Annotated in this window: 22 protein-coding genes and 1 riboswitch; of the genes, 2 read left to right on the forward strand and 20 right to left on the reverse strand. The window is 42.9% G+C overall.

Going from position 1 to position 24,055, the window contains the following annotated elements; translation table 11 throughout:
- Positions 1 to 89: 89 nt before the first annotated feature.
- The 7 genes from ACVC7Q_RS03035 to ACVC7Q_RS03065 form a co-directional block, all read right to left on the reverse strand.
- A complete protein-coding gene (locus ACVC7Q_RS03035; protein ID WP_447264790.1) occupies positions 90 to 428 on the reverse strand; it encodes a YlbF/YmcA family competence regulator in 339 nt (112 codons plus the stop codon).
- 100 nt (positions 429 to 528) lie between these two features.
- Positions 529 to 1,635 (reverse strand): prephenate dehydrogenase, encoded by a 1,107-nt coding sequence (locus ACVC7Q_RS03040; RefSeq protein WP_447264791.1) that lies wholly within the window; start codon positions 1,633 to 1,635, stop codon positions 529 to 531.
- A gap of 18 nt (positions 1,636 to 1,653) precedes the next feature.
- Positions 1,654 to 2,820: a chorismate synthase gene (gene aroC / locus ACVC7Q_RS03045; protein ID WP_447264792.1), complete on the reverse strand. Its 1,167-nt coding sequence runs from the start codon at positions 2,818 to 2,820 to the stop codon at positions 1,654 to 1,656.
- A gap of 6 nt (positions 2,821 to 2,826) precedes the next feature.
- On the reverse strand, positions 2,827 to 3,900 hold the full coding sequence (gene aroB, locus ACVC7Q_RS03050) for a 3-dehydroquinate synthase (RefSeq protein ID WP_447264793.1): 1,074 nt from the start codon (positions 3,898 to 3,900) through the stop codon (positions 2,827 to 2,829).
- A 161-nt stretch (positions 3,901 to 4,061) separates the two neighbouring features.
- Complete coding sequence (gene aroE, locus ACVC7Q_RS03055; RefSeq protein ID WP_447264794.1) at positions 4,062 to 4,934, reverse strand: shikimate dehydrogenase; 873 nt, start codon at positions 4,932 to 4,934, stop codon at positions 4,062 to 4,064.
- Complete coding sequence (gene aroD, locus ACVC7Q_RS03060) at positions 4,924 to 5,601, reverse strand: type I 3-dehydroquinate dehydratase (protein WP_447264795.1); 678 nt, start codon at positions 5,599 to 5,601, stop codon at positions 4,924 to 4,926. The genes aroE and aroD overlap by 11 nt, the downstream gene beginning before the upstream one ends.
- Positions 5,598 to 6,761 (reverse strand): class I SAM-dependent rRNA methyltransferase, encoded by a 1,164-nt coding sequence (locus ACVC7Q_RS03065; protein ID WP_447264796.1) that lies wholly within the window; start codon positions 6,759 to 6,761, stop codon positions 5,598 to 5,600. Before ACVC7Q_RS03065 ends, aroD begins: the two co-directional genes overlap by 4 nt.
- Before the next feature lie 230 nt (positions 6,762 to 6,991).
- On the opposite strand from ACVC7Q_RS03065, the gene ACVC7Q_RS03070 reads away from it, so the two are divergent.
- Complete coding sequence (locus ACVC7Q_RS03070; RefSeq protein ID WP_447264797.1) at positions 6,992 to 9,151, forward strand: LTA synthase family protein; 2,160 nt, start codon at positions 6,992 to 6,994, stop codon at positions 9,149 to 9,151.
- Positions 9,152 to 9,202: 51 nt separating this feature from the next.
- On the opposite strand, the gene pulA is transcribed toward ACVC7Q_RS03070, so the two are convergent.
- From pulA to ACVC7Q_RS03090, 4 genes are all read right to left on the reverse strand, one after another.
- Positions 9,203 to 11,512, reverse strand: a complete 2,310-nt coding sequence (pulA, locus tag ACVC7Q_RS03075; protein WP_447264798.1) for a type I pullulanase — start codon at positions 11,510 to 11,512, stop codon at positions 9,203 to 9,205.
- Between the two features lie 77 nt (positions 11,513 to 11,589).
- Entirely contained in the window at positions 11,590 to 12,552 is a 963-nt protein-coding gene (locus tag ACVC7Q_RS03080; RefSeq protein ID WP_003014385.1) for a diacylglycerol kinase family lipid kinase, read from the reverse strand.
- 9 nt (positions 12,553 to 12,561) lie between these two features.
- Complete coding sequence (ligA, locus tag ACVC7Q_RS03085) at positions 12,562 to 14,520, reverse strand: NAD-dependent DNA ligase LigA (protein ID WP_447264799.1); 1,959 nt, start codon at positions 14,518 to 14,520, stop codon at positions 12,562 to 12,564.
- An 85-nt stretch (positions 14,521 to 14,605) separates the two neighbouring features.
- Positions 14,606 to 15,115: a QueT transporter family protein gene (locus ACVC7Q_RS03090; protein ID WP_447264800.1), complete on the reverse strand. Its 510-nt coding sequence runs from the start codon at positions 15,113 to 15,115 to the stop codon at positions 14,606 to 14,608.
- Positions 15,113 to 15,219, reverse strand: a riboswitch (PreQ1 riboswitch). It overlaps the preceding gene by 3 nt.
- 28 nt (positions 15,220 to 15,247) lie before the next feature.
- Between ACVC7Q_RS03090 and ACVC7Q_RS03095 the strand changes: the two genes are divergently transcribed.
- The gene (locus ACVC7Q_RS03095) at positions 15,248 to 15,691 is read left to right on the forward strand and encodes a GtrA family protein (protein WP_447264801.1); all 444 of its coding nucleotides are present in this window, start codon (positions 15,248 to 15,250) and stop codon (positions 15,689 to 15,691) included.
- 24 nt (positions 15,692 to 15,715) lie between these two features.
- On the opposite strand, the gene ACVC7Q_RS03100 is transcribed toward ACVC7Q_RS03095, so the two are convergent.
- The 9 genes from ACVC7Q_RS03100 to ACVC7Q_RS03140 all read right to left on the reverse strand — a co-directional run bounded on the left by ACVC7Q_RS03100 (position 15,716) and on the right by ACVC7Q_RS03140 (position 24,054).
- Positions 15,716 to 16,423, reverse strand: a complete 708-nt coding sequence (locus tag ACVC7Q_RS03100; protein ID WP_447264802.1) for a B3/B4 domain-containing protein — start codon at positions 16,421 to 16,423, stop codon at positions 15,716 to 15,718.
- Positions 16,420 to 16,884, reverse strand: a complete 465-nt coding sequence (locus ACVC7Q_RS03105; protein WP_447264803.1) for a MarR family winged helix-turn-helix transcriptional regulator — start codon at positions 16,882 to 16,884, stop codon at positions 16,420 to 16,422. The genes ACVC7Q_RS03100 and ACVC7Q_RS03105 overlap by 4 nt, the downstream gene beginning before the upstream one ends.
- Before the next feature lie 97 nt (positions 16,885 to 16,981).
- Entirely contained in the window at positions 16,982 to 17,953 is a 972-nt protein-coding gene (locus ACVC7Q_RS03110) for a YihY/virulence factor BrkB family protein (protein ID WP_447264804.1), read from the reverse strand.
- Between the two features lie 84 nt (positions 17,954 to 18,037).
- Positions 18,038 to 18,898: a methionyl aminopeptidase gene (locus tag ACVC7Q_RS03115; RefSeq protein WP_447264805.1), complete on the reverse strand. Its 861-nt coding sequence runs from the start codon at positions 18,896 to 18,898 to the stop codon at positions 18,038 to 18,040.
- A 20-nt stretch (positions 18,899 to 18,918) separates the two neighbouring features.
- Positions 18,919 to 20,196 carry a CBS-HotDog domain-containing transcription factor SpxR gene (gene spxR / locus ACVC7Q_RS03120; RefSeq protein ID WP_447264806.1) on the reverse strand — a complete coding sequence of 426 codons (1,278 nt, stop codon included), beginning with the start codon at positions 20,194 to 20,196 and terminating at the stop codon, positions 18,919 to 18,921.
- Entirely contained in the window at positions 20,189 to 20,740 is a 552-nt protein-coding gene (locus ACVC7Q_RS03125; RefSeq protein WP_023917828.1) for a GNAT family N-acetyltransferase, read from the reverse strand. The genes spxR and ACVC7Q_RS03125 overlap by 8 nt, the downstream gene beginning before the upstream one ends.
- A 56-nt stretch (positions 20,741 to 20,796) precedes the next feature.
- Positions 20,797 to 22,056 carry a UDP-N-acetylglucosamine 1-carboxyvinyltransferase gene (locus ACVC7Q_RS03130; protein ID WP_447264807.1) on the reverse strand — a complete coding sequence of 420 codons (1,260 nt, stop codon included), beginning with the start codon at positions 22,054 to 22,056 and terminating at the stop codon, positions 20,797 to 20,799.
- A 192-nt stretch (positions 22,057 to 22,248) separates the two neighbouring features.
- The gene (gene metK, locus ACVC7Q_RS03135; RefSeq protein WP_023917824.1) at positions 22,249 to 23,439 is read right to left on the reverse strand and encodes a methionine adenosyltransferase; all 1,191 of its coding nucleotides are present in this window, start codon (positions 23,437 to 23,439) and stop codon (positions 22,249 to 22,251) included.
- A 180-nt stretch (positions 23,440 to 23,619) separates the two neighbouring features.
- Entirely contained in the window at positions 23,620 to 24,054 is a 435-nt protein-coding gene (locus tag ACVC7Q_RS03140) for a hypothetical protein (RefSeq protein WP_447264808.1), read from the reverse strand.
- Position 24,055 lies beyond the last annotated feature (1 nt).

The following is a 24,055-nucleotide window of genomic DNA, read 5'->3' on the forward strand; positions in this document are numbered from 1 at the left end:
AAAACGAATGTTTCCTAGCATTTTTTGAGCTTATTTCTATCTCCTGACGAACAAAAATACCAGAGTGAATCACAACTCTGGTAGCATTCTTATTTATATAAATCTTGAATGGGTTCAAAAATAATCTTTTCGAGATCCGCTAGGTAAATAGACAACTGTTGTTGTTTGGTGAAAAATTCATTCAGAATTGGACTTGCTTGGATCTTTTCCATATAATCTTTCATTTCTTGTTGCACAGCTTCTGTTGGAAGTTGTCCTGATTGCAGCAAGCCTTGCAATTGATTTTGGAAAGCGACATATTCGTCAAACAATGTTTTAGCTTCTGAATTTGCTTCGATTGCTTCCTTACTTTCTACAACAGCCTTGTATTCAGGAAGGTCTCGAAGAGTTCGAGAAAGTTCATTTGCGACATCATAAATATTTGCCATTAGTTAGGCTCCTTTACTGATAAGATACTTCTATTATACTGCTTTTCCCTATAAATTCCTATAATGAAGCAGGCATTTTGATGCAAATCCTACTTTAGACCTAGCGAGCAAGGACGGTATAAGACGTCGCCTTGCCGATCAATGTTTGGGCTCGCTCCTGATCCTCTGCATTTTTGAAGGTCAGCTGCAAAATCCCGTGGATATCTTCCCGATTCTCTTCATTGATGTGAATATTGACCAATGAAATCCCTTCTAGAATTTGCAGTATCTCAAGAATGACTCCTTCCTTATCTGGGACATCGATAAAGAGATCATAGGCACTATCGCGTCCAGGACGCTGGTGGATCTGCATTTCTTTTCGGTGCTTGCGTCCCTCATGGAAAAATGACCAAATGGCCTCTTCGTTCTCTGCTTGAATGGTCTTAGCCACCTGATCCAAACGCTCTTTGAAATCAGCAATCCGCTCCAATATAGCTTGAGGGTTAGACAAGAGAATAGAGGTCCACATACTTGGCTCACTTTCAGCAATCCGTGTCATATCCCGAAATCCCCCAGCCGCAAAACGACGGGTCATTTCATGCTCTTCCCCATAAGCGACGGCCTGCTCGACCAAAGTGGATGCTAAAATATGGGGGAAATGACTGATCTGGGATGTGACCCGATCGTGTTCCTCGGCATCGATTTCAATAAAGCGGGATCCCAATCCACTCAAAAGCTCTTTCAACTCTTCCAGCGCACCTTCTGTGGTCAAGCTGGAAGGGGTAAAAATATAATAAGCATTTTCAAATAAGGTTGCATCTGCTGCTGCAGCACCGGTCTTATGACTACCAGCCATGGGATGCCCCCCTACAAAGCGTACAGCCTTATCTGTAAACACCTTTTCAGCTTGTGCCACAATTTCTGCCTTGGTAGAGCCTGTATCTGTCACAATTACCCGGTCTTTCAAATTCAAGCCAGCCAAGGTTTCTAAATAAGACTTGGTTTGCTTGATGGGAAGGGACAAGATAATCACATCTGCTAACGGGGCAAAGGCTTCGAAATCATCCGTCACTTGATCCACCATTCCTCTTTTAAGGGCGATGTCTCGTGACGCTTCGCTCCGATTGTAACCAAGAACCGTCACATTGGGGTGAGCTCTCTTAATCCCTAGCGCTAGGGAAGCGCCAATCAAGCCTAGACCTGCTATATAAACTACTTTCTTCTCCAAAGGAAAACTCTTTCTCTGTTAAAACTTTTTAGTAAAATCCCTGTGCTTGGCAACGGCATCTTTCAATTCTTCCAGATTATCGGATGAGAATTTTTCTAGAACTTCTGTCGCTAGAACCGTTGCGACCACTGCTTCCATCACCACTCCTGCAGCGGGCAAAGCCGTTGGATCGCTCCGCTCGACCGTAGCCTTATAAGGCTCATGGGTTTCAATATCCACACTCATCAAGGGCTTGTAAAGTGTTGGAATTGGCTTCATGACGCCACGAACCAGAATCGGCTCACCGTTGGTCATGCCCCCTTCAAAACCACCAAGATTATTAGTACGACGGGTATAGCCAGCTTCTTCAGACCAGACGATTTCATCCATGACTTGACTCCCTTTTAGGCGACCTGCTTCAAAACCAAGACCAAACTCAACTCCCTTAAAGGCATTGATAGAGACCACTCCTTGAGCGATTTTGGCATCCAATTTCTTGTCCCATTGTACATAGGAGCCTAGTCCAACTGGGACGCCCCCAACAATGGTTTCAACGATCCCACCGATGGTATCCCCATCTTTTTTCACTTGGTCAATGTAAGCCTTAACGGCTTCTTCTTGTTCTGGGACAATAATCGAAACTTCAGATTGTGCTGCCTTTTCCTTGATTTCTGAAACGGTTAGATTTTTAGGAATTGCAATCTCGATTCCTCCAAAATTGATAATATGGCTGGCCACTTCCACGCCAATTTCTTCTAAAATTCGTTTAGCAACCGCACCAACGGCTACGCGCATAGTCGTCTCACGGGCAGAAGAACGTTCTAGCGAATTACGGAGATCATCAAAACGGTATTTCATCCCTCCGACTAGGTCAGCATGACCAGGACGTGGCTTCGTAATCTTTCGCAGATGTTTCGTTTTCTCTTCGACCGGTGCTACATTCATGATTTCCAGCCATTTTTGGTGATCCAGATTGGTCACGTTCAGAGTAATCGGACCTCCCATGGTCATGCCATGACGGACCCCTGATGTTATCTCAACACGGTCACTCTCGATTTTCATCCGTGCCCCACGACCGTATCCACCTTGTCGACGTTTAAGCTCTTTATTAATATCCTCTTCAGATAAAGGAAGTCCTGCCGGGATCCCCTCGATGATGGCTGTTAATCGAGGACCATGGGACTCTCCTGCTGTTAAATATCTCATACGACCTTATTCCTTTCTTTCTAAAAAGTCCGTCATTTCTTGAAGAGGGATTTGATGAATCGCAGCTTGCCCCAACTCTGGAACAATCACTAGTTTCAAGCTATTTCCGCGCGCTTTTTTGTCATGGGTCAAGGCTTGATAAAGGGCTTCTTTATCCCAGTTCTCATAGGCCACCGGAAGTCCAAATTTCTGACACATTTCTTCGATTTGTTGGCTGATTCCCTTTGGCATCAAGCCCTTTTTTTCTGCAACTCGTGACAGCTGCACCATGCCCACACTAACGGCTTCCCCATGCATGACCTGTCCATAACCCGCTGTCGCTTCAATGGCATGACCAATGGTATGCCCAAAATTGAGATACAGTCGAATACCATTGTCCAGCTCATCTACCACAACATGGTCTCGCTTCACCAGACAGGAATGAGAAATGATGCTCTCGGCATGTTCTAAAATACTTTCGACAGAGCCATCCATCTCTTCCAACTCTTGCCAAAGTTCCGTATCTTGGATGAGACCGTACTTGATGACCTCCCCCATTCCTTCGATTAATTCACGGTGCCCCAAAGTACTCAACACTTCAGGATCAATGAACACACCGTCCGGTTGAGCAAAGGTGCCCACCATGTTTTTGGCAAATACTGTGTTGACTCCAGTCTTTCCACCGATAGAAGAGTCCACCTGGGCGGTTAAGCTAGTCGGAATCTGAACAAAGGAAATTCCCCGCATATAAGTCGAGGCAGCAAAACCAGCCAAATCACCAACTACGCCACCCCCAAGGGCGACGATCCCGTCACTGCGCGTCATGCCCTGGGTAGCTAGAAAGTCATAAACTTTTGAAACAGTGGTCAAATTCTTACTGGCTTCTCCTTGAAGAAACTCAAAGCGCACCACTTGAAAACCGGCTTCCTGCAAGCTTTTCTCTACGATAGAGGCATACAGCTTAGCCACCCGGTTATCTGAAATGATCGCAACCTTTTTCTCACCCCAAAGAGAGTGGAGCCAAGTACCGACCTGGTTGAGCCCACCTCTTTCAATCACAATTTCATAGGAATGTCCTGGAATAGGTACTGATACGTTCATAGGAATCTCCTTCGTGTTATTCTTCCATTCTATCTTATCATGAAATAAGTCACATGTCTCAAACAAAATGAAAAAGAGACTAGAGCAAGACTGTTTTTTAAAAATCAGTTCTTGTTCTAATCTCATAAGGCTTTTTCAATAGGAAAAGGTAAAACCCTCTCTTAGTCACATACAAATTGGTGATATTCTGTTGTCAATGCTTCCCATATAGACTCTGTAGGAAATACTTTCCCAGTCATCAATTCAAAGGCTGCTTCAGCTTGATAAAAGAGCATTCCCAACCCATTTACCCTCTGGTTTCCTTGATTCACTGCTAGTTGCAAAAAGGGGGTCACTGCTGGATAGTAGGCCATCTCTACGATTAAGGCATGTGGGGGAAACGTCAAGTGACTCGCTATCGGAAGAGACTGACCATCCATCCCAACACCAGTGGCATTTAAGATGAGATCGGCTTGATTAAAGGAGCTTTGAACCTCTTCATTTTTCTCAATCGCATACAATTCTATCAAGAAATCAAAGCCATCTTCAATCAACTGAACGATTGAACAATAATGAACCAATCTCTCCTCTCTCACAAAGACAAGGATTCGTTTTACACCTAGATGAATCGCCTGTGCAATAATCGCTAAAGCTGCACCACCTGCACCTAAGAGAACCATTGTTTTTCCCTTAATGGAGAAAGCTGGAGGTAAACTACGAAAGAAACCAATCCCATCCGTATTATAGCCCTTAAGCTTGCCATCACGGTGAACGATGGTATTGACAGAGCCGATCTTTAGAGCCATCTCATCCACTTCATCTAAGTAAGGAAAGACCTTTTGTTTAAAAGGCATGGAAATATTGGCCCCAATCATATCTAACTTACGAATTTGGTAGATAGTACTTTCCAGATCTTCCTCTGCTATATCCCAGGCTAAATAAACCGCATTGGTCGCTGTTAGTTCATAGGCTAGATTATGGATAAAGGGGGAGATACTATGGCGGATAGGATGGGCAATGACTGCTGCCATCCGAGTGTAGCCATCAATCTTCATTTAATAATTCCCGAATTCTTCGCATATTTTCAAGAGGGATTTGACCAGGCGCACTTCCTTCTCCGACTCTAGCATAAGACCAAGAAGAGCCTGTCAAATCAGCTGTCAAGCGCGAAATCTTCCCGACCTTACCCATAGAAATCGTTACATATTCTTGCTCAGGATTCAGCGTCTTGAAACCTCGCGTATAATTCATCAAGTCAAGGACATCTTGTTCATTGTGGGCCATGACCGATACCTTGACCAATTTTGGAGAAAAGCTAGTTAATTCCGATAAGATCTCCATCATATTTTCCGGTGTCTCTTGGAAATTATGGTAGCTGAGCACAAGATTTGAAAATTCCAACATCTCTTCAAAGACGTCACGATGGCTATAAAACTCGAAATCGATATAATCCGGATGATAGATAGATTGAATATCTTTCAGGATCCCAACATATTCCTCATTGGTCAGCTCCATCTCCCCACCTTCAGCTCGAGTCCGTAAGGTGAATAAAATTTCGCGTCCAGCAAATTTTTCAAATACTGCTGGAGCAACGGTTAAGATCTCATTTTTTTCTAAAAAGTCCGCACGCCACTCAATGACATCCGCATCATCGTAACGCGAACCATCTAGTTGTTGCGCCTCTTCTAAGGAGCGAGGCATAATCGACACAACTAACTTCATACATCTACCCTAATCGTAAATACTTTTAAGTAATTACTACTTTCTTCTTTCTTATTCCATCGAAAATCTCCCGGAAGGCCGTATTCTGCTACATAACGATGTTTACGCCCTTGAAATCCCTTTTCGATTTGTTTTTTAAATTTTTCTTTGGTCACATTTGCCGCATTGGTACTGAGAATCAAGGTCCCACCTGGATTTAAAATCTCGAGGGCCTCGCTCACCAACCGATGGTAATCTTTAGCGACTGAAAAGGTCCGTTTTTTATTCCGCGCAAAGCTAGGCGGATCGAGTACGATCACATCATAGCTTAGCTCATGGCGTTTGGCATATTTGTAATAATCAAAGACATCCATCACGACAAAACGATGACCATCCAGCGCCAAGCCATTTGCCACAAAATGCGCTTCTGATAATTCTCTACTTCTCTTAGCCAGATCGACCGAAGTTGTTTCAACTGCTCCACCCATTGCCGCAGCAACAGAAAAGGCCGCTGTATAAGAGAACATATTGAGCAAGGACTGTCCAGCAGCTAAGCCATCGACCAAACCTCCTCGAACTTCATGCTGATCCAAAAAGATCCCCGTCATCAAGCCATCATTGAGAAAGACCTGGTAAAAGACTCCATTTTCCAGAATCAAAAATTCTTGCGGAGCTTCTTCACCATACACATGGGCCGATTCATAGTCCAAGCCTTTAAAACGAATCTTTTCATAGCCCCCTCGGACTTCAGGAAAAACTTCTTGAAAAGCTGCTAAAATGATTTCCTTAATCTGATACACATAAAGGTTGTACCAAGAAAAGACAACAAACTCATCATATAAGTCAACCGTAAAACCGCCAAAACCATCTCCCTCTTGGTTAAAGAGACGAAAAGCAGTTGTCTTCTCATCCTCATAATAAGAACGACGATATTGCTTAGCTTTGATGAAAAGTTCCATAAAAAAGGCTTGATCAAAAACAACCAACTCTTGAGAAACAAACCATCCAATCCCTTTATTCTGTTCAGATAAGTATCCGACTCCGAGGGATTGTCCATCACCTGAAAGCAATTGAATCGCTTGATCCAAGGTAGGATGCGAATCAAAGTCTTGCTTTTCAAGGAGCGATTGTCCTTGTTTTAGTTTTCGAGCTACTTGCCGACTGACTGTGAGTTTTTTCATACCCTCTATTATAGCAAAAGTCTGCAGTTTTCACAAAGGGAGGCTTTATTTACTGGAACTTTTTTTACCATTTTATCGTAGCTCTCATCATTTAGCTTTAAACGATATAAAATACCGGATCTCTCCTATTTCTTTCCTCTTCTTTACAGTCATTTTTTTCTTTCTCCATAAAAATGTGGTATACTTGTATATGAAAATTTTTAGGAAATAAGACAAGGAAGTAACATTTTGTGAAAAAAATTACGAATTCGATACTCCATTTCATGAGTACCAGACTAGGATTTGTCTTGACCCTTCTGCTGCTCTATTGGTTCAAAACCATGTGGGCCTATTCAGTTGATTTTAATTTAGACATTCAGGGACCTTATCAGATCTTTCTAGCAGTGATCAACCCATTTCCGGTCAGCTTACTGTTAATCGGTCTAGCACTCTATATCAAACCTACCAAGCTCTTTTATAGTTTGGCTTTTGGGATCTACCTTCTCTTATTTATCTGGTTGATTTCCAATTCCATTTATTATCGAGAATTTACAGACTTTGTAACAGTTAATACCATGTTGGCTTCCAGCAAGGTTTCCGCCGGTCTTGGAGCTGCAGCTTTAGAATTGTTCCGCCCTTGGGATGTGATTTATATTTTGGATTTCCCGATTCTAGCTTTCTTCTTTTTTAAGAAATGGATTCGAATGGATAACCGTCCCTTCAATAAACGAGCTAGTTTTGCGATCACATCTTTGTCTGCTATGCTCTTTTCGGCCAATCTTTTCCTTGCAGAAATTGACCGACCTGAGCTCTTGACTCGTGGGTTCTCAAACTACTATGTTGTTCGTGCCCTGGGCTTACCAGCCTTTCTGGGTTATAGCGCTAATCAGACCTATGCTGCCAACAAAGAACGTTCCAAAGCCTCCGAAGCAGATTTAAAACCGGTGGAAGAATATATCCAACAGCATTACGCCAAGCCTAATCCTGAATACTTTGGAATGGCCAAAGGCCGTAACGTCATCTACATTCACTTGGAAAGTTTCCAACAATTCTTGATCGATTACAAGTTGAAAGTAGACGATAAAGAATATGAAGTAACGCCTTTCTTAAATTCACTTTACCACTCGAAGGAAACCTTTGCCTTTTCAAACGTCTTTAACCAAGTCAAAGCAGGGAAAACATCTGATGCTGAGACCATGATTGAAACAGGCCTCTTCGGACTCAACCAAGGTTCCTTTATGGTTAACTATGGCGGAACCAATACCCAACAGGCTGCACCATTTATTCTTTCAAAAAATGGTTACAACTCTAGCGCTGTTTTCCACGGGAATGCTGGAAGTTTCTGGAATCGAAATACGGCCTATAAACAATGGGGCTACAATTATTTCTTTGATGCCAGCTACTTCACCAAACAAGACAGTAGTAATTCCTTCCAGTATGGTCTCAATGACAAGTACATGCTCAAGGATTCCATCAAATACCTGGAAAGATTGCAACAGCCTTTCTATACTAAGTTCATTACGGTTTCCAACCACTACCCTTATACGACTAGCTTGTCAGGAGATGATCTTGGCTTCCCTCTTGCTAAGACACAAGACGAAACCATTAATGGCTATTTTGCGACCGCTAACTACCTAGATTCTTCGATCAAGGCCTTCTTTGATTACTTGAAAGAATCTGGTCTTTACAAAAACTCCATCATCGTCCTCTACGGGGATCACTACGGAATTTCAAACTCTCGCAACCCAGCTCTCGCCCCACTGCTTGGTAAGAACTCTGAAACGTGGTCAAGCTATGACAATGCCATGTTGCAACGCGTACCTTATATGGTAGTCGTTCCAGGCATGGATAAGGGTGGCATCATTGATACCTATGGTGGCGAAATTGATATGCTCCCAACCTTGGAACATTTGCTAGGTATTGAATCCAACAAATTCCTCCAAGTTGGTCAAGATATGCTCTCACCAGATCATGATCAAATCGTTGCCTTCCGCTCCGCTAACTACTTTGTAACTCCTGAGTATACAAGCTATAGTGGCCGGACCTATTACACTAAAACAGGTGAAGAAATCACGAACCCAGACGAAAAAACCAAGGAAGAATTGGACAAGATTAGGGAAGCCGCTAACCTTCAATTAAAGATTAGCGATAGCATCCAGACCGGTGACCTCCTCCGCTTCTTCAAGGGCAATGATCTTGGAAAAGTCAATCCAGATGATTATTCCTATACCAATTCCTTCAAGGCATTGAAGAAGATTGAAAAGGAAAAAGGTGACAAATCAACCAGCCTTTATAACCAACGTGGCAACCAGTCCACTGTCGATCTCTTCAAGGCACCGACTTATAAAGAATTGCACCCAGAAGATGATAGTTCTTCCTCAACTGAGACGAGTAGCAGTTCCTCAAAATAAAAGCAACCCCTGAGTAAAATCTCAGGGGTTTTGCGATTTCTTAAAGAAGTATCATACCTTACTTTTATCTAAGACTTCAAAAATAGAAGCTGTTAAATTCTCCACATAGAAGGGACGTTTATGGCGACTATTACCAACCATTAATTTCAATTTATCTGAATTTTGGAGGTAATATGGAAGCCCGCTGGCGTTGAAGATGACCAAGTACTTCTTGTCTCCTGTTAGTTCATAGATGACAAGACCACTGGTATCTGTCGCAGATTGAATAAAGACTTGTTGGTAGATGTTATCATAGCTTTCAAGCCCTAAGACAGGAATACTGGTCTTCAAGGCGATCAAGCTTCGGATGTAAGCAATCGATTCCTTGTTCTGACTGACCAAATCCCAATTGACCTGATTCACAAAATCTGGAGCATTGTAGGAATTCATGGCCCGCTCACGATCCAAAGGTGTGATCTCTCCATCAGGACCTGTCGCTACCAATTTAGTCCGCATAAACTCTTGACCCAATTGCATAAAGGTCATACCCTGGAAGAGTAGGTTCATGGCCGTAGCCAACTCTGAGCGCTTGACCAAGCCTGCTACTTCTTCATTTGGATGGAGGGTCTGAAGCAAGTCATAGAGATTATAATTGTCATGAGCCTCCACATAATTCAAAACCTGATTCGGACTTAAATAATGACCCAGCTCCGCACTACCTAGAACAGCACGTGCAACGATATTCTCTGTTGATTTTCGGCTGACAAAGCCACGTTTGATGGAACCATAAACCTCAGCCCCTTTAATAGCATCGCGCTCCGTGTCGTTAAAGAATCCAATACGTGGCAATTGCGCTGCATTGTCTTTCTTAGCCTTATCCTCCGGTGCGAGACCGGTTCCCATGTCCCAACCTTCTCCATAAAGGAGAATGCGAGGATCCAGAGCATCCATCGCCTCCCGAATAGCATTCATTGTCGTCACATCATGAATGCCCATCAAATCAAAGCGGAAACCATCGATCTGGTACTCTTTTACCCAGTGCGTGAGGGAATCAATCATGTACTTGCGGTACATTTCATGCTCACTCGCCGTCTCATTACCGACACCTGTCCCATTTTGGAAGCGCCCATCTGGCTCCATCCGGTAATAATAATCCGGAACTGTATTTTGAAAAGGACCATGCTCAGTTGAGTAGGTATGATTGTAGATCACATCTATGACTACAGAAATCCCAGCGTCATGATAGGCCCGGATCATAGTTTTAAGCTCTTTCATGGTTTGTTTGGGATTGGATGGATCCGTTGAAAAACTGGTTTCTGGTGCAGAATAATTCTGAACGTCGTAACCCCAATTGTAGGTCACACGACCTTCTTCATCGTACTGTTTATAGCGGTCAGATATCGGCTGTAATTGCACGACATTGACCCCTAACTGACGGATATAATCAAAGGCAGTTGCATCACCATGGCTATTGACGGTTCCTTCTTGGCAGGCACCAAGATAGGTTCCACGTAAAGACTCGTCCACACCTGATGTCGGTGACTTGGTCAAATCTCGAAGGTGCATCTCATAAATCACTGCTTGACAGGGATTGTCCAAGCGCCAAGGAGTCGCATCGGCGCCTTTTTTAGTGCCCCAATCAAACTGACGATCTGCTCTTGAGAGAATGGCTGAGCGCATTCCATCGGCTGTCGTTGCAATGCTATAAGGATCGCGTGTCACTTGAGTCTGGTGTTCAAAATGCACACGATAGTGATAAGCCATACCACTTAAATTTCCTAGAAAATCTAGAATCCAAACACCTTGGGTGTTTTCTGGATGGTAGCTAGACTCTTGTTTGCCACGCATCATTGGAATAGTCTTCCAAATAGGCGCATCCAAGTCTGTTGATTGATAAAGCAACAATTCAACTTTCTTAGCAGTAGGAGCCCACAGTTTAAAGCAATGTTCCCCTTCTTCCTCACGATGACCGAGCCAGCCTTGATAAGCCCATTTGGTGTCAAATTCCTTGGCATGGGTCGCCATATCGTAGGCATGAGGCTGACGATGACTATAAGCATGACTCGTCAAAGCAGCTTGCAAAGAATAATAGACAGTATCGTCCCCATCGAGAATCCAAACTTCTCGAACATGCCCTTCTGGTAAGAGTTCGATTTCAAAATCACGGGTTTTGGTGAGCCAATCTCCCTCTTTAACCAAGACATGACCCCGACTCAAGGCATCCTCACTCTCATATACCAGATTTCCCTCTACTCCAAAATAATCCAACTTGGAGAAAGAGACTGATTTTCCTTCTACTTGATCCTGCCACTGCCACATATCATAGGCAAAATAATTTCCTTTTTGCTTATGAAAATGAAGCTTTACATGGTATTGTCGCATAACATTTTCCTATTTCCAATTTAATACCGAAGGAACCATTCCTCGTAAAACACGTACATGGCTCTAACTATTTGTTTTTATTCTTCAGATGTGTGAACCAAAGCATCGTTGTTGATTTCATCAATATTCGCAAAGAATTCCAAGTGATTATGAAAGACTTCCAATTCAACTGGAGTATCTCCCCCATATTCGCCATCTAAATTGATGCGGAATGGTTGAGCATTTTTCCCTAACATTTCGATCGTCAACTTCTTGGTCTTGAGATATTCTACATTTTCATCGTGCACATGCTTGCCACCATTAATGGCCTGAATCATCAAGGACAACATGTTAAAGAGCTTAGCAGTTTTTACGATAATCAAGGTGAAGTTTCCATCATCTAGCTTGGCATCCGGTGCGACACTTTCAAAGCCAGCAATAGAGTTGGTCAAGGCCACAAAAATCATCGAAGCTGGACCTTCAAAAACGCCATTATCGTGTTCGATCCGCACCTTACGAGCCTTATTTCTCGGCAACATTTTAGCTGCTTCTGCCACATAGGCAAAGTAACCCAGGCGAGATTTAACACTACTTGGAACACTGAAGGTCAATTCTGTCATGGTTCCTGCTGCAGCAATATTGATGAAATACTTACTGCCATAAGCACGACCAATGTCCATTTGAATGGTTTGATTCTTTTCGATAATGCGGGCAGCTGCCACTGGATCTCCCATCGGGATCTTCAAGGCACGCGCATAGTCATTGGTTGTGCCTGTTGGAATAAAGGCCATCTGCGGACGATTCTCCAAACCTGCAACTCCATTGACCACTTCATTAATCGTGCCATCTCCACCAGCAGCAATGATTAAATCAAAGCCTGCTTTGGCGGCTCTTTCTGCTTCATTTTGAGCAGAAAATGGTTCTGGAGTCGTTTGATAGGCGCTTGTTTCGTAGCCCACATCTTCGAGTACGTCCAAGACTTCCGCAATATTTTTCTTGATAATTTCTTGCCCAGAGGTCGGATTATAAATTAAACGGGCTTTTTTGATTCGTTCTACCATAAAGATCCTCTACAAACTTTCAAGCCAGGCCTCATCTTCTACCTGGATTCCTAATTCTTGTGCTTTGGTTAATTTGCTACCAGCGTCTTCCCCAGCAACGACCAAATCTGTTTTTTTGGAAACTGATCCAGTTACCTTAGCACCCAGGCTCTCTAATTTGGCCTTTGCTTCTGAACGTGTGAGCCGCTCTAGCTTCCCAGTCAACACAACTGTCATCCCTGAAAGGGCCGCATCAGCAGCAACTTTTTCACCAAGATAGGTCAGATTGACTCCAGCTTCTTTCAATTCATGCAGGAGACGCTTGGATCCCTCTTGTGCGAAATAAGACTTAAGACTTTCAGCCACGACCATACCGAGACTATCAATGCTGGCAATCCGTTCTGGATCAGCGGTAGCCAGTTGATCGAGATCATGGAATTCTTGGAGCAAGATTTGACTGACCTTGCTTCCGACATGGCGGATTCCCAAACCAAAGAGTAACTTTTCAGCTGAATTTTCTTTTGAAGCTTGAATGGCTTCATAGAGTTTTTCAGCAGATTTTTCTTTGAAGCCTTCTAAGGTCAATAGATCCTCTACAGTGAGCCGGTAGATCCCAGCTACATCCTCTACCAACTGAGCCGCGAAGAGTTTCTCTACAACAGCTGGACCCAAGCCTGTGATATTCATAGCATCCCGACTTGCAAAGTGGTTCAATCCTTCCTTAATCTGAGCTGGACAGAGCGGATTGATACAGCGAAGAGCCACCTCATCCTCAAAATGAAGCAACTCGCTTTGGCAGCTCGGACAATGACTTGGAATGGCTAATGCTTGATCAGAGACCCGTTTATCTTTGACGACACGTAAGACCGCAGGAATGATATCACCAGCCTTGTAGACAATGACGGTATCTTCCTGATGAATATCTTTTTCAGCAATATAGTCCACATTGTGCAAGGTTGCGCGACTAACGGTGGTTCCTGCTAGTTGGACTGGAGTTAGATTGGCAGTTGGCGTCACGACACCGGTCCGTCCAACCGTCCAATCCACCGATAGGATTTTCGCTTCTTTTTCTTCAGCTGGAAACTTATACGCGACAGCCCATTTAGGAGCTTTTACGGTAAAGCCTAGTTCTTCTTGAACAGCTAGGTCATTGACCTTGATGACGATCCCATCGATATCATAGGGAAGATCCTCTCGAAACTGAGCTACTTTTTGGATAAAGTCCCAAATTTGCTCCATATCCTCAGCCAGCACTCGCTCTTGGTTTACGACAAACCCTAAGCGAGCTAGTTTCTCAAGCACGCCTTCCTGACTGCTTTGATCAGTGGGACTCACTTCTTGATACAAGAAGGTCGCGAGATTTCGCTTGGCCACGATTTTCGTATCCAATTGGCGAAGCGTTCCCGCAGCAGCATTCCGTGGATTGGCAAACTCAGGCTCGCCATTTTCTTGACGGATCTGATTGACGCGATCAAAGGAAGCCCGTGGCATGTAGCACTCGCCTCGAACTGTAATGTTCACTGGCTCTGGTAACACCAAAGGAATGTCCTTGACCCGCTTGAGATTCTCTGTAATATCCTCACCGACAGAACCATCCCCACGTGTTGCTCCTGTTACAAGGACACCATTTTCATAGGTGAGGGAAATGGACAAGCCATCGATCTTCAACTCGCATACATAGCTGATTGAAGGAAATTCCTTACGGACACGCTGATCAAAAGCTTCTAATTCTTCACGCGAAAAAGCATCCTGCAAACTATAAAGGGGATACTGGTGCTGGTATTTAGTAAAGCCTTTTAAAACCACACCACCTACACGGTGAGTTGGACTCTCTGGTAAGATCTCATCTGGATGAGCAGTTTCTAGTTTCACCAACTCCCGATATAATTGATCATATTCACTATCTGAAACAGATGGAGCGTCTTTTGTGTAATACTCATAAGCATAGCGATTGAGTAATTCCACTAATTCTTTCATTCTGGTTTTCATGTTCTTATTTTATCATAAAATCTTAATTTAGCCTTGAATTTACTGCATTCTTAGCATGAAAAAAAGGAGCCAAAGCTCCCTTTTCTTATTTTGTAAAATCAATCCGTTTAGAAAGTTGATTGATCACAATCGCTCCAAAAATCAAGGATGCAAATTCACCCACTCCCATGGTCAACCAGTTATAGAAGAATGGTTGGCCTTGAAGGTAATAAAGTTCCAAGGCAATCGTAAACATGGAAATGGAAAAGAAAATCGCAAACAAGAAATGGTCCAATCGAATAAGACCGTCAAACAAGAACTTGTTTTTAAAACGACCAAATAGAATGATTCCAAGTCCTAAGAAGACAAAGGTTGAACCTCCACCAACAAAGACATCGATCCACCCAAAACTAAATAAGTTAGCAATCATACAACCAAGAGTCACTCCAATCAAGTACTTCTTATTGTAGAAGGCTAAGAAATTCATCATCTCCGAAACACGGAATTGATAGCCATAGTAGGCCATAGCATTGAGAGGTGGGGTAATGGTCAATACGATATAAATCGCAGCAACAATGGCAATTTGTGCCATATCACGAGCAGTTAACTGTTTCATCTATTCTCCTTTAGCGGTTTTCCCGCGTTTAATATGCTTGGCGAAAGGATCTTAAGCACCAAGGGTCGAAGGTTTGATTTCTTCAACTTTTCAAGTATAGCATATTTTGAGGTTTTATGGTAGACTGAATTTATGAAAACACTAATTAAAAAATTTTTTGATAATGAAATTTTATCCTATCTCTTCTTTGGTGTCGCCACAACCTTTGTTTCCGTCGGAACCCGCCTCTTCATCTATCATGTGACTAGCGATGAACGATTGGCGACAGCGATTGGAAACATTGCTGGGATCCTCTTTGCCTTTGCGACCAACGATACCATCGTCTTTAAGCAAGAAAGAAAGGGCTGGTTTCAGCGCTTGATCCGATTTGCGATTGCGCGCTCTGGGACCTTTATACTAGACATGGCCTTGACCGAGATTTTTGTCAAGCAATTCCCAGGAATCATCGGGCAATTTGTCCACAACAACAAGAGTCAAATCAATCTAATTGAAACCCTCTTTGCGCAAGTTGCTATAGTGGTCCTCAATTATGTCTTTAGTAAACTCTTTGTCTTTAAAAATAAAAACAAGGCTTGAAACAATTGTTTCAGCCTTATTATTTTAAACTTCTATACTTGTATGCTCTGCACTTAATTGATAGATCGTTCCTTCAACCCCAAAATAATCCTTGGCTAGGTCTTTCAATTCCTGCATAGCTGTTTGTGCACGTTTGGCCTGCTCCTCATCAATGGCTTCAATCACCAAAATAGCATCCTTCGTATCTTCAGTTAGCATGGTTCTTTGCGCTTCTCGCCAATTCAAACAACGACAAACGGCTCCTTCTTGGTCATAGTAGATGATCTCCCCTTCCAAAGCTGGCGCATCTTCTTCAGCCCCTAATGGAAAGAACGGTTCGCCTCCTTTCGCTTGTCCTAGAGAGAGTCCACCCACTAATTTATCCATGTCTTCTCCTCCACAAGGAAGGGCATAAGCCATAGACACACTATTGTATAAATCAACCAAGGGATTAATCGGATAAAATTCACGACCTTGGTGAACCCGTTTTAAGAGTGCTTCGATGGAAGATCGGGCTCCTTTTTTTGTTTTAAACTTGCTAAAAGCTTGGCGCCACTCTTGAACGAACTCACTCTGGGTATAGTTTTCTTCATCGATAAATTCCCATGCTCTCTTGGCACCCTTGTCCAACAATTCTTTGAAATAAGGATCCTTGGCTTCATCTACTGTATTATCAATGCCATACAAGGACATCACTGTAATTCTAGCTGTTGGGAACAAATCCCAAAATGCTTGATTGACTGTTACTTTCATTTCTTTACCTCACTATAATTTCTTTTTTTACCTTTTTTAACTAGTTCCCAATCCAAGGTGATATTCTCACGAACTCGGATGAGATACTCTTCTAACTGTGCGACTTCTTTTTTGGAAAATCCTTTTAAAGCAGTTCTCTCAGAGTAAAGATGCTCCCCTAAAATGAAGGGGTAAATCTGCTTACCTTTTTCAGTTAACTCCCATTCCTTTGTTTTGAGATTTTCCCCTCTCGGACGTTGCTGAATCAAACCACGCTCTTCTAGTTTTTTTACGGACCTTGCAACGGTGGATCGATCTACTTTCAAGACTTCAGAGAGTTCTTCCTGAATCATTCCAGGTTGCTCTGCAATTCGCACCAGGTAGAGATATTGACCACGTGCTAAATCTAAATCTCTAAATTCGATATTTGCAATAGAATCCAGAGCGCGCGCAATGATACCAATCTCACGCAAAATACTCATCCCACTCCTCCTTTCTTGTTAGAAATAGAGTAACATATTTTTGTTGCAAATGCAATAAAAATCAACGAAAAAAGAAACCAGATACCATCTGATTTCCTTATTCCGTTTTATCTTTTTTTATCAAGCGTAAGCGACGCTTTAATTTTTGTGAAACTTCTTTATGCCGAAAGGCTACTTCTTCCATTTTTAATTTGGAAACAATTTCTCCATTACGCGTTTGGAATTTGGCCTCTCTGGCAAATTGGACACTGGCGTTTAAAATACAACCAATAATCATGATTTTAGCTACCAAGATAAACCAAAACATAATAACCGCTAGGACGACCGAACCGAAGAAACGAGCATCCAAGAAATGACTCACATAGCGATCTACATATTTCCAAAAGATATTCAAGATTGCATAAAGGACAACAACCACAAAAGTCGCCCCTGGAAAAACATATCTAAATTTTGGAATTTTAACATTTGGAAGCGTGTAATAGAGCAAAACCAAGCTGACAAAGAGCAAGAGGTAGATGGTCGGCTCTGTCAAATTCAATAAACGCACATAAATTGTCCGATCAAATGAAAAGGTCTGATAGAGATAGCGAACGATCATTTTTCCAAACATGGAAAGGATCAGCGAGAGCCCAAACAAACCCTGCAAGGCAAAACTGATCAGAAAGCTAAAGAGTCGCCCCCAGATAATACCACGTTCCTTTTCCACCCCATAACTCTTATTATAGGCTTTTTGAAGGTAGGCAATGCTCTGAGAGAAGATCCACAAAGCAGAAATAATCGAGAAACTCAGTAACCCTGTCGAAGGCTTGGTCAACACACTCGAAATCATCTGTGCCACTATTCGATATAAGGAGGCTGGCAAGACTTTTTGTAAGCTCAAAAGAATCTGGGTAGGACGAATATGAAAGTAAGGCAGAATATTGGCTGCAATCAGCATCAAAGGGAAAATAGAGATCAACAAATAATAGGCTACAGCAATGCTAGTGATATCAGACTCAGCACTCTGATAAAACCGCACGAAGCCTTTTATAAATGGCTGATCGAACACTTTTTGTAGGACCTTTTTCATTCCTCACCTCCCCATTTTTACTAAAAAAGAGCAAAGAGCGAAACCAGACACGTGCCTTCAGCTCCATTCTTTCCTCTCAATCTTTTAGTAAGTTCCTTCTTCACCTTGACTAGTTAGGATCACTGGACCATCTTTTGTAATCACAAATTGATGCTCGTATTGACAAGAAAGGCCACCGTCGAGGGTCTTATGGGCCCAACCAGTTTCCATATCAGTATCAATCTCCCAAGTACCGGTATTGATCATTGGCTCAATCGTCAAGACCATGCCTTCACGCAAACGAAGACCGCGTCCAGCACGACCGTAATGCGGTACCATTGGTTCTTCATGCATGGTAGGGCCGACACCGTGGCCGACCAAGTCACGCACTACACCATAGCCTTTGCTTTCTGCATACTCTTGAATCGCTGCGCCAATATCTCCCAAGCGATTGCCTACGACTGCTTTCTCAATTCCTTTGTAAAGACATTCTTTAGTCACGTCCATCAAATCTTTAACTTCTTGAGAAACATCTCCAACCGCATAAGCCCAGCAAGAGTCCGCCAAGCCACCAGTATAGGACTCCGTGTATTTCTTCACTTGGGCTACATTATCAAAATCTAATTTTGAAACATCCAGAACAGACTTGTCGAGTGGCTCAGATAAGACCATATCTACCTTGAGGAGATCACCATCTTTCAGGATAACATGACGGGGAAAAGCATGGGCAACCTCATCATTTAAACCGCAACAAGTCGCGTAAGGATAGTCCATGAGACTGCCTTCTACTCCGATTTGAAGTGGTAAGACATTGGCTTCTTTACAGCGACGGCGGACATATTCTTCTACTTCCCAAAGGTCAAGCCCTGGCTTGATCAAGTCACGCAATCCAATATGGATGCTGGCAAGGAAATCTCCTGCACGATCCATGGCTTCAATTTCACGTTGTGATTTTAATGTAATCATTGTCTCCTCATTTCTCTTGTTTAATTAATCTTAATGGTAATGGTTGCTTTCGCGACCAGCTGCAAATCTAGATACAAGCTAAAATCAACCAAGGCTGAACGTCTGGTTCGCCGAACAAGTTGTGGTTCAATGCGGATCACATCGTCCACCTGCACAGCTTGTAAAAAATTGATGATCAGCTGTTCGACGATCAAGCTACGCCCACTGTGTTGCATCATCTTGCGAACAACCTTCATCAGCACTTCGATCATGACCCCATTGGCCAAAACACCACTTTTCTCCAACATACTTGGCTCTACTGTGAATTGGTAATGGTCGTTCTCTGTTTGAATCTTTTGACCAATTTGCTCACTAAAGGTTGGCAAGCTCGAAAATTGCACCTTGCTAATCCGATCCATGACATCCCGACGCGTAATGACACCTAGCAAGGTCTGGTTAGTGCGAATCACAGGAATCATCTCATAATCTTCAGCGATCATCCGCTGGCTAATGGTCGCAATGCTGGTGGACAAATTAGTAGTAAAAATAGTCCGCGACATCACCTTATCTAGGGTCGTCTGAGGTGCCTTATCACCAGCATCTCGCATGGTCACGACACCCACCACCATCTGGTGTTGATTGACAACCGGAAAGCGACTAAAGCGATTCTTTCGAACCAGATCTAAATAATCCCGTACCGTATCCGTTTCAGAAAGATAACCGTACTCATGGAAAGGCCGATAGACCTGCTCCACCGTCAAGATATCTGTCTTGATCTGCATGTTAGACAAAGCCTTATTGATCATAGTAGCGACGGTATAGGTATCGTGTGAAGTTCGGATGACTGGGATTTGTACCTGATTGGCCAGATCAATCACATCTTCACTCACCTCAAAGCCACCTGTCACCAAAACTGCATTGTCATGCTTTAATGCCAATCGTTGAATGCTGGTGCGGTCTCCCACGATCAAAAGGCCCCCTTCAGATACATAGTCTAGGACGTGCTTCTCCGTCATGGCACCGATGTAGAATTTATTAAATTCTTTTTCGAGCCCCTCTTCACCAGCTAAAATTTCCGAACCGGTAATTTCCTGAATTTCTCGATATGTCAAATGCTCTAGTACAGCCTTTTTCGATTTAACACGGATGGTCCCACTTCTAGGACGCGTTTCTACAATTCCTTGATTTTCAGCTTCTTTAATGGCACGATAAGCCGTCCCATCACTGACATTCAAAAAATTGGAAATACTCCGAACACTGACCCGTTTTCCAATCGGTAATTTTTCGAGATAGTCTAAAATCTCTTGGTGTTTACTCATAGAAGTCCCCTCTACCTAGGCGGAAATCATAATAATCGCGCATTTTACGCGTATAACGGTCACTCCCTTTAAATTGACGAAAGAGACGAAAGCCAGCCTTTAAAGCGACCTTTTGACTCCCTGCATTTTCAACATGGGTGACAATCTTAAGCTCCTTCAATTGAAATTTCTCAAATGAGAGATAAACCAACTCTTTGACCGCTTCAGTCATGAGGCCCTTTCCCCAAAAATCTTTGCGTAAAAAGTAGCCTAACTCAGCCTCACCCTTGATTTCATCCAACTTTTCAAATTTGATGGAGCCGATCATCTGATTAGTTTCCTTATCACAGATGGCCCAAACCCCCAAAGGATTTTTCATGAAATAATTGGCTAGTACATACTGGGTTTCGGCAAGATCGGCTTGTGCAGGAAAGATAAATTGTAAATTTTCAGGATTAGAAGCAATTTTATAAAAATCTTCCGCATCCTCAAAGAGAAAAGGTCGTAAATACAACCTTTGTGTTTCAATTAGTGAATAGGCAGCTAAGTGCGTCCAAATATTCATCTCAAACTCCATTGTTCGTGTATCCAGCTGCCACTATCAGATTCCTAGCTCTGTCACTATTCCTCTACCAACTGGATATTTGCTCCAAGTTGGGTCAATTTATGAATAATATCTGAATACCCGCGAAGGATGTATTCCACATTTGTAATTTCTGTTGTTCCAGAAGCCATGAGACCTGCGATCACTAAAGCCGCACCAGCTCGAAGATCCGTCGCTTTCACACTGGATCCTGTCAATTGATTTGGCCCTTCATAAATAATGTGGTCGTTCAAGGTCGAAATAGTAGCCCCCATTTTAGCCAATTCTGGCACATGGTTGACCCGCTTTTCATAAATCGTATCAACAATTCGACCACGTCCTGTAGCAGTTAAGAGCAAAGGAGTGATGGGTTGTTGCAGATCTGTCGCAAAACCAGGATAAGGAGACGTTTTGATCTGGATCGCCTTCAAGCCTGTTTGTTTTTCTACAAAGATGCTATCTTCAGAAATGGTCATGCGCACACCCATTTCCTCTAACTTGGCAATATAGCTCTCTAAATGCTCGTACAAGACATTATTGATCTGAATGCCTTCTCCGATAGCAGCCGCAAGCGCAATATAGGTTCCTGCTTCGATGCGATCAGGAATAACCTGATGTCTCGTCCCATGCAAATGCGGAACACCATCAATGGTAATGATATCCGTCCCTGCTCCCCGAATATGGGCTCCCATATTGTTAAGCAAGGTTACCACATCGATAATTTCAGGTTCACGAGCAGCATTTTCGATCACTGTCCGACCTTCAGCCTTGACCGCTGCCAAAATCGTATTGATCGTTGCACCAACACTAACAGTGTCCATATAGATAATCGCTCCTTGAAGGGGCTTGCCGTCTGTCGCAAGCTTCATACTGGAGCCATCCATGGTCATAGCAGCTCCCATCGCTTCAAAGGCCTTCAAATGCAAATCGATCGGACGCGGGCCAAGATCACACCCGCCAGGTAGTCCAACCGTTGCTTGACCGTAGCGCCCTAATAAACTGCCATAGAAATAATAGGAGGCACGGAGACTATTGATCTTTCCAAATGGCATGGGCATATCCTTCACCCCACGAGGATCAATGATCAAACTGTCTTCTTTGCGCTCGATCTTAGCGCCCATGATGGTCATGATGTCAATCAAACTTGCAACATCTGAGATATCAGGTACCCCATCAAGGGTCACGATATCATCCGCCAAAATGGTTGCAGGAATCAGGGCCACTACGCTGTTTTTTGCACCACTAATGGTCACCTCTCCTTTTAGAGGGCGACCACCATTTATTACAATTTTTTTCATCTTACTATTTCATTAGCTCTTTCAAATCTTTTTCCTTTTACTATCGTTTTTTTTAACGGAAATAAAAGGGACAATGTATTTAAAATACTGCATCTATTATACCACAGATCGCCCTATTTTTCCATCTGTAGGAATTTTCAACACGAAAAAAAGCCAGGATCATCTTGAACCTAACTTTTCCATTTCAACGAATTATTTTACAGCATCTTTCAAGGCTTCTACCTTATCCAAGCGTTCCCATGGAAGATCAATATCAGTCCGTCCCATATGTCCATAAGCCGCTGTTTGACGGTAGATTGGACGTTTAAGGTCTAGCATTTGGATAATCCCGGCAGGACGAAGATCAAAGATCTCACGCGCTGCTGCTTCTAATTTGCTCTCAGCAACAGTACTTGTACCGAAAGTATCGATACGAACAGATACCGGGTGAGCCACCCCGATCGCATAAGCCAATTGCACTTCTGCCTTCTTAGCAAGACCAGCTGCCACAATGTTTTTGGCAATGTAACGAGCTGCATAAGAAGCCGAACGGTCCACCTTAGTCGCATCTTTACCAGAGAAGGCACCTCCACCGTGACGTGAATAACCACCATAAGTATCCACGATGATCTTACGACCCGTCAAACCTGAGTCTCCTTGAGGACCACCGATAACAAAGCGTCCTGTTGGGTTGATGAAGAATTTAGTCTCATCATCTAGGTAAGAAGCTGGAATCACTTCTTTGATGACCTTGTTAATCACATCTTCGTGGATTTGTTCATTGCTGACATCTGGATCGTGTTGGGTTGAAATAACAACCGTATCCACGCGCACTGGGCGGTCGTTTTCATCGTACTCAACAGTGACCTGCGATTTCGCATCTGGACGAAGATAGCTGATTTCACCTGACTTACGCAATTCTGCCAAGCGACGAACCAACTTGTGGCTCAATGAAATCGGCAATGGCATGAGTTCTTCTGTTTCATCCACCGCAAAACCAAACATGAGACCTTGGTCTCCTGCACCGATCAAATCGAGTGGATCTTGATCCGCATTCCCACGTACTTCTAGGGCTTCGTTTACCCCTTGAGCGATATCAGGAGATTGTTCCACCAATGATGGGTGTACTCCAACAGTTTCAGCAGAGAAACCATATTCTGTATTGGTATAGCCAATTTCTGCAATGGTATCGCGAACAACACGGTTAATATCGACATAGGCATTTGTGGAAATTTCACCAAAAACATGGACTGAACCTGTATAAACAGCTGTTTCAGCCGCAACGTGTGCTTCTGGATCTTGCTCTAAAATAGCATCTAAAATAGCATCTGAAATTTGGTCTGCAATCTTATCTGGATGCCCCTCAGATACTGATTCAGACGTGAAAAGTTTACGTTCTGACATAAAAATGTCCCCCCTTAAAAAATGTTGTTATAGAGTTACAAAGTACTGATAGACAGTCTATCATCTTATCGGGACCATATAACACTTCATTATATCTTATTACTTAATCTTAATCAAGAATTTCGGGTAATTATTTACATTTAGTGCGCTATTTAACAAAAAAATAAAACCCCTCTGCAGTCATTCTTCCACATCTCGAAGAAAGATAGTTCCAATCAATACCAGCACTCCTACCACAAGCGGTGGTATATGATTAATCACCCAAGAAGGATCACCCGCAGCAATAAATGAAAAAACATAAATAGCTGCTGCTATATAAAGAGTTGCTTTATTGCCGTTCACATTTCCATTCCAAAGCAGGATAGTTGCAATAACAAAGCTAATAATATGGATTCCCAAAAAGTACAAAAAACCACCAACCCATGATCCTAGTGAAAAGAGACCTAATAAAAACAAAACGATATAAGCAATGGCTAGGACCGAGGCAAAAGTAAGTATTCCAGATTTCCCAATTCTCTTTTCTAAATCAAATTCACCAACAGGTGAACGAACTTCATCTGTAATCCTTTCCTCTTTTTCTTTTTTTACTTCAGAATGTTTTGGTTGATCTGACATT

It is taken from the genome of Streptococcus sp. W151 (assembly GCF_053010205.1).

Excerpts from the sequence above, each read along its gene's own strand:
- spxR (WP_447264806.1), bottom strand. The coding sequence starts at position 20,196 with ATGAGTAAACACCAAGAGATTTTAGACTATCTCGAAAAATTACCGATT.
- ACVC7Q_RS03110 (WP_447264804.1), bottom strand. The coding sequence starts at position 17,953 with ATGAAAAAGGTCCTACAAAAAGTGTTCGATCAGCCATTTATAAAAGGC.
- ACVC7Q_RS03130 (WP_447264807.1), bottom strand. The coding sequence starts at position 22,056 with ATGAAAAAAATTGTAATAAATGGTGGTCGCCCTCTAAAAGGAGAGGTG.
- aroC (WP_447264792.1), bottom strand. The coding sequence starts at position 2,820 with ATGAGATATTTAACAGCAGGAGAGTCCCATGGTCCTCGATTAACAGCC.
- ACVC7Q_RS03095 (WP_447264801.1), top strand. The coding sequence starts at position 15,248 with ATGAAAACACTAATTAAAAAATTTTTTGATAATGAAATTTTATCCTAT.
- ACVC7Q_RS03035 (WP_447264790.1), bottom strand. The coding sequence starts at position 428 with ATGGCAAATATTTATGATGTCGCAAATGAACTTTCTCGAACTCTTCGA.
- ACVC7Q_RS03115 (WP_447264805.1), bottom strand. The coding sequence starts at position 18,898 with ATGATTACATTAAAATCACAACGTGAAATTGAAGCCATGGATCGTGCA.
- aroD (WP_447264795.1), bottom strand. The coding sequence starts at position 5,601 with ATGAAGTTAGTTGTGTCGATTATGCCTCGCTCCTTAGAAGAGGCGCAA.
- metK (WP_023917824.1), bottom strand. The coding sequence starts at position 23,439 with ATGTCAGAACGTAAACTTTTCACGTCTGAATCAGTATCTGAGGGGCAT.
- pulA (WP_447264798.1), bottom strand. The coding sequence starts at position 11,512 with ATGCGACAATACCATGTAAAGCTTCATTTTCATAAGCAAAAAGGAAAT.
- ACVC7Q_RS03100 (WP_447264802.1), bottom strand. The coding sequence starts at position 16,423 with ATGAAAGTAACAGTCAATCAAGCATTTTGGGATTTGTTCCCAACAGCT.
- ACVC7Q_RS03125 (WP_023917828.1), bottom strand. The coding sequence starts at position 20,740 with ATGAATATTTGGACGCACTTAGCTGCCTATTCACTAATTGAAACACAA.
- ACVC7Q_RS03090 (WP_447264800.1), bottom strand. The coding sequence starts at position 15,115 with ATGAAACAGTTAACTGCTCGTGATATGGCACAAATTGCCATTGTTGCT.
- aroE (WP_447264794.1), bottom strand. The coding sequence starts at position 4,934 with ATGAAGATTGATGGCTACACTCGGATGGCAGCAGTCATTGCCCATCCT.
- aroB (WP_447264793.1), bottom strand. The coding sequence starts at position 3,900 with ATGAACGTATCAGTACCTATTCCAGGACATTCCTATGAAATTGTGATT.
- ligA (WP_447264799.1), bottom strand. The coding sequence starts at position 14,520 with ATGAAAACCAGAATGAAAGAATTAGTGGAATTACTCAATCGCTATGCT.
- ACVC7Q_RS03065 (WP_447264796.1), bottom strand. The coding sequence starts at position 6,761 with ATGAAAAAACTCACAGTCAGTCGGCAAGTAGCTCGAAAACTAAAACAA.
- ACVC7Q_RS03140 (WP_447264808.1), bottom strand. The coding sequence starts at position 24,054 with ATGTCAGATCAACCAAAACATTCTGAAGTAAAAAAAGAAAAAGAGGAA.
- ACVC7Q_RS03105 (WP_447264803.1), bottom strand. The coding sequence starts at position 16,884 with ATGAGTATTTTGCGTGAGATTGGTATCATTGCGCGCGCTCTGGATTCT.
- ACVC7Q_RS03080 (WP_003014385.1), bottom strand. The coding sequence starts at position 12,552 with ATGGTAGAACGAATCAAAAAAGCCCGTTTAATTTATAATCCGACCTCT.